Raw genomic sequence first — 4,529 nt, 5'->3', positions numbered from 1 at the left:
CGTCGAGAACGTCAAACCACCCTCTACTGGGGGCGCGTCCAACTGCGATGGTCATTAGAGCAAATCTCCAAATGTTTATAAGTACAGGTTGTATCTGTATTATAGACGGCTATATAAAGGCCGTTCTATAAGCAGAAAGTTAACCAGGTTGTTAACCAAGTTTACAATTTTTTACACACCTTTAATCATATTAGGTGAAAATCTCTAATTTTTCTAGGGGTTTTGTAATAAAAATTAATTTTTGATTCAGATGAGGGTGATGAGGGAGACAAGGAGGACAAGGGAGACAAGGAGGACAAGGAGGACAAGGAGGACAAGGAGGACAAGGGAGACAAGGGAGACAAGGGAGACAAGGAGGACAAGGAGGACAAGGAGGACAAGGGAGATTAACAAAACTCTTAACTCCTAACTCTTAACTCAGCACTCAGCACTCCTAACGCCCATTTCCCTAGAATCACTCAGCTGACGCTAAAATGAGTCCACAGTTAAATTTGATTATTGCTAAATGTTTACCATCGATTTAAGCATCAGAAACACTGCTTTCCCTATCTCGGTACAACGTAAGTCAGCAGAGGATGCTGAGGCTGTGTATCAGCTAATTTTGGCAGCAATCCGTTCTGGGAACCCTGACATTGTAGAACTCAAGTGCGAGGGCAAGACAGAGAAAAAAATTGCTGTCCGCGCTAGTGAAATTTCTGGGGTGCAGATTGTTCAGAAAGATGGTACTACCCCTGGTGGTGGCAGACCACCTGGATTTTTCGCTGTAGCTGCTGAGTAACCAAGGTTGACAAATGGCTCAAGTGGGCATTGAGGTCAAGGATTTAAATTTCAGTTGGCCAAATGGAGAGAAAGTTATCAAATCTTGCTCTTTAGAAGTACCCAAGGGTGAGTTTTGGATGCTCTTGGGTACAAATGGCAGTGGTAAATCTACGTTACTGAGGCTGCTAGCGGGGTTATTAGCTGCTGAATCTGGCGAAATTCGGGTTTTGCACCCAGTTGGCTTTGTCTTTCAAAATCCAGATCATCAACTGGTGATGCCAACGGTTGGTGCTGATGTGGCTTTTGGATTGGTGGAAGAAAAGTTACCACCTGCTGCTACTAGAGCCAGGGTTGAGGAGGCGTTAGGGGCGGTGAATTTGCTTACCTTCCAACGACGGCCTATCTATGCGCTCTCTGGGGGACAGAAACAACGAGTAGCGATCGCAGGTGCGATCGCCCGTCGCTGTGAAGTCTTATTATTAGATGAACCCACTGCCTTACTAGATCCAGATAGTCAGTTGGATTTAGTTGCTGGTGTCCGCCGCCTTGTCAAAAGTCGAGGTATTACAGCCCTTTGGGTGACGCATCGATTAGATGAGTTAAATTACTGTGACGGCGCTTTCTTGCTAGAAAAAGGCTCTCTGGTTGATAGTGGTGAAGCTCAACGTCTTAAACAACGTTTGACGGAGGTACACAGCGAAGCCTCCTAGTTTAGTGCTGAGTGCTGAGTAAATAAGCAAAATTTATTGGATTCAGCAATCCTGAATACTACTAAGAAAGAACTGTAACGCGCCTTTTAAACAAAGGCGCGTTTTAAATTGCTGCGTCTGTCTGAGGTTTGAGTTTTGTGAGGCTGCCGTATTTTTTATTCTGTGTAGCATAGTGTTACAGACTATGCATCAATTATTATAAAACTTATGAATGAATTTTGTTAACTCTAGAAAATTGTGATTAAAAACCATGCCCCGTTCCTTACTCCAAGCCGTTTTGTTAGTGGACGGCTACAATATCATAGGTGCTTGGCCTTGCCTTAAAAAAACGCGCGATAGCGCTGGATTAGAGGCCGCACGGGGCGAACTTGTGGAAGCGATGACTGGTTATAGTGCGTTTCAAGGTTACACGACTCAGATAGTTTTTGATGCCCAATATCAGAACACCTCTAGTAATAAAGAAATTATTACTGAGCTTTTATCTGTTTATTACACTGATTTTGGGCAAACCGCAGATACTTATATTGAAAAATCCTGCGCTTCTTTTCGCCAGCAAATAGCTCAGTCTTTGATTTCTCGTGTGATTGTTGCTACATCAGATCGGGCGCAGCAGTTGATGATCCAAGGGTATGGGGCTGAATGGTTGTCGGCACAACAACTCTGTGGGGAAGTGGAAACTACTGTTTGCCGGATGCGACAAAAGTATCATACGCGCAAACAATCTAAGAGTAGGTTTTTAGCTAATGCCATTGATGCTAAGGCGCGGCAGCGTCTGGCTGAATTGCGAATGGGATTGTAGATATTTAGTATTTATACAGTCTCTGCTTAAGTTCCTGAATAGATTTTGGCTGTAAAAATTATCTAAATTAAGCATCTAAAAAAATATTGGCGAAAGTACTTGCCAAATACTATTTTTAGCCCTAAGATTATAAATCGTGAGTGATCCTCAGTAGCTCAGTGGTAGAGCGATCGACTGTTAATCGATTGGTCGCTGGTTCGAATCCAGCCTGGGGAGTTTGATAATTTTAGATTTTTAACAAGGTTTGCGATCGCATCAAGGGTCTGTTTTGCACTTTTAGCAGAAACGCGATAAATCGCCGTCTCTACAAACGACATTATGGGGCTAGTGGTATTCTTTTAGGTGATTGCACTTAAAATGCTGAAACTAGGATAAACCTTTAAATGACTTCTGGAGCGCTGCCTGACAATCCTTTTGTGGCTGCGGGGATGATTGAACCCAGGCTGTTTGTTGGTCGTAAGGATGAGTTACATGCGATCGCATCTCGGATGAAGGGCGATCAGCCTACAAGTATTAATATAGTTGGCGAGAAGCACATTGGTAAATCTTCGTTGCTGCATTATTTTGTTCTGACTTGGCAGCAGCGAGTATTAAACAACAGTAATTATGTGGTAATTTACCTACCGTTACGGGGTGTAGATTGCCAAACTGAAACGGGTTTCTATGAGGCTGTAGCTGAAGGTTTACTCAGTCACGTTCATGGATGGCAACAACGCAGTCTGCAAAATTGTTGGAAGAGTAAGCCGCTTAATCGTCAAGCTTTTTCAGATGCGGTTAAGCAATGGAAACAGCAAGGGAAGTTACCTGTTCTCTGTCTGGATGATTTTGAAAGCCTTTTGAAATATCCCGATAAATTCGATAATGGATTTTATGACAATTTGCGATCGCTGATGGATAGCAATGCCTTGATGCTAGTGGTGGCTTCGCGTAAACAACTGGATGTTTATGCTAACGAGCATCGGTTTGTCTAAAAAGTAAGTCGATAATTATTTCTGTCTGCAATAAGCTTGATTTAATAGTCCTAAATCTGTCGGATAGCTAATATCACCTGGCGCACAAGTTGCATCTAATATTAATTTCCCCCGATTTTTTAGCTCACTTACCTCTTTTTCTTCTGTTGAGTCTGTTTTTTTTTCAGTGCCAATCGAAGATGCCGCATCTAGCATCTTCTTTACCATTTCTTGATTAATTTTGTTAACTAAATCGGCACTGATTCTTTCACGAAAATGAACTAGCATCGATGCGTCAAATGGAGCTTCATTATTATAAGATGACATCCCTATAAAGTACTGTAGATAAGGATTCTCTTTGATTTGTTCTACTGTTTCTCTATCGCTTATGCCTAGTTTTTCTTTGATTATTAGTGCGCCTAATGCCATCCGAAACGGTTTTGCTAGTGCCCCAATCTCCAAAGATAAACAAGAAGAATATTCCTCTTCAAATTCTGTCCAAGGTATGAAAGAAGCCATAATCACCCAACGATTATCTTCTGATAACTTTCCCCCGGCCGCAAGTTCAAAGTTTTCTGCTGAGATTGGATTTTGCCCCTGTTTTCTGTACATGGTTACAAACAGTACACTTTAGTACTGTTGGTCACGGTGATGCAAGGATTTTGGGCTATTCTACCCTCTTCTCTTGCACCTGAATATACTTCTTTGGTCAGATAATCTAGAGACTGCAAGCTTTTCTTTCTTCTTCAGCAACCCCTAATTAACACCCGTGCTTTGCGAATGACTTACTTGCACGAGTCAGAAGCCCGCGATTTGATTCTACAGCCAGTGGAGAATTTCGGCGATATCTATGAACCAACTGCTGTAGATGAAATTATCCAACTTACTCGCTGTCAACCTTATCTCGTTCAGTTGGTGTGTTATGAGGTGGTGGAGTTGCTAAACCGCGATATCAGAAGAAACAGGCGAGAAGCTGATACAGCAAAAGCTACTGCACAGGATGTTAAAGAAGTTATTCCTGTTGTGCTGGAGCGAGGCGATCAGTATTTTCGGGAATTATGGAAGAGTTTAGCAGATAGCGATCGCTCTCTCCTGCGTCGGATAATCTACGGGGAAACTCCCACGCAGCAAGACAGAGGTGTTGTCCGCAAACTCACGCGAAAAGAAATTCTGACTCAAGAAGGCGATTCGTTTCAAGTGCCTTTGGTGCAAAAATATATAGAACAGTTGCTAGAAGAAGAACAAACCTAATTCGTAATTCGTAATTCGTAATACTTCTCTACGAGACGCTACGCGTAGCTTGCTTCCCCG

The 4,529-nt window shown here is 42.5% G+C and carries 5 protein-coding genes, 1 tRNA gene and 1 pseudogene; 6 read left to right on the top strand and 1 reads right to left on the bottom strand.

Features of this window, described 5'->3' with window-relative positions; all coding sequences use genetic code 11:
* Nucleotides 1-505 precede the first annotated feature (505 nt).
* The 5 genes from HWQ37_RS21995 (at nt 506) to HWQ37_RS21975 (ending at nt 3,239) form a co-directional block, all read left to right on the top strand.
* Complete coding sequence (locus HWQ37_RS21995; protein ID WP_012410874.1) at nt 506-778, top strand: hypothetical protein; 273 nt, start codon at nt 506-508, stop codon at nt 776-778.
* Between the two features lie 13 nt (nt 779-791).
* Complete coding sequence (locus HWQ37_RS21990) at nt 792-1,469, top strand: ABC transporter ATP-binding protein (RefSeq protein ID WP_292750842.1); 678 nt, start codon at nt 792-794, stop codon at nt 1,467-1,469.
* A gap of 250 nt (nt 1,470-1,719) precedes the next feature.
* Nucleotides 1,720-2,268 (top strand): NYN domain-containing protein, encoded by a 549-nt coding sequence (locus tag HWQ37_RS21985; protein WP_292750840.1) that lies wholly within the window; start codon nt 1,720-1,722, stop codon nt 2,266-2,268.
* 144 nt (nt 2,269-2,412) lie between these two features.
* Nucleotides 2,413-2,484, top strand: a tRNA-Asn gene (locus HWQ37_RS21980).
* Nucleotides 2,485-2,651: 167 nt separating this feature from the next.
* Complete coding sequence (locus HWQ37_RS21975) at nt 2,652-3,239, top strand: ATP-binding protein (protein ID WP_363318169.1); 588 nt, start codon at nt 2,652-2,654, stop codon at nt 3,237-3,239.
* Here HWQ37_RS21975 and HWQ37_RS21970 read toward each other — a convergent pair.
* Nucleotides 3,235-3,830 (bottom strand): annotated as a pseudogene (locus HWQ37_RS21970) (transposase); the annotation flags it as partial. The gene HWQ37_RS21975 and the pseudogene HWQ37_RS21970 sit on opposite strands and share 5 nt — an antisense overlap.
* A 168-nt stretch (nt 3,831-3,998) precedes the next feature.
* On the opposite strand from HWQ37_RS21970, the gene HWQ37_RS21965 reads away from it, so the two are divergent.
* Nucleotides 3,999-4,469, top strand: a complete 471-nt coding sequence (locus HWQ37_RS21965) for a hypothetical protein (protein WP_292750838.1) — start codon at nt 3,999-4,001, stop codon at nt 4,467-4,469.
* Nucleotides 4,470-4,529 lie beyond the last annotated feature (60 nt).

The sequence above is a fragment of the Nostoc sp. NMS4 genome (genome assembly GCF_017115095.1).
Classification (GTDB): domain Bacteria; phylum Cyanobacteriota; class Cyanobacteriia; order Cyanobacteriales; family Nostocaceae; genus Nostoc.
This window is presented reverse-complemented; position numbering and strand designations above follow the sequence as displayed.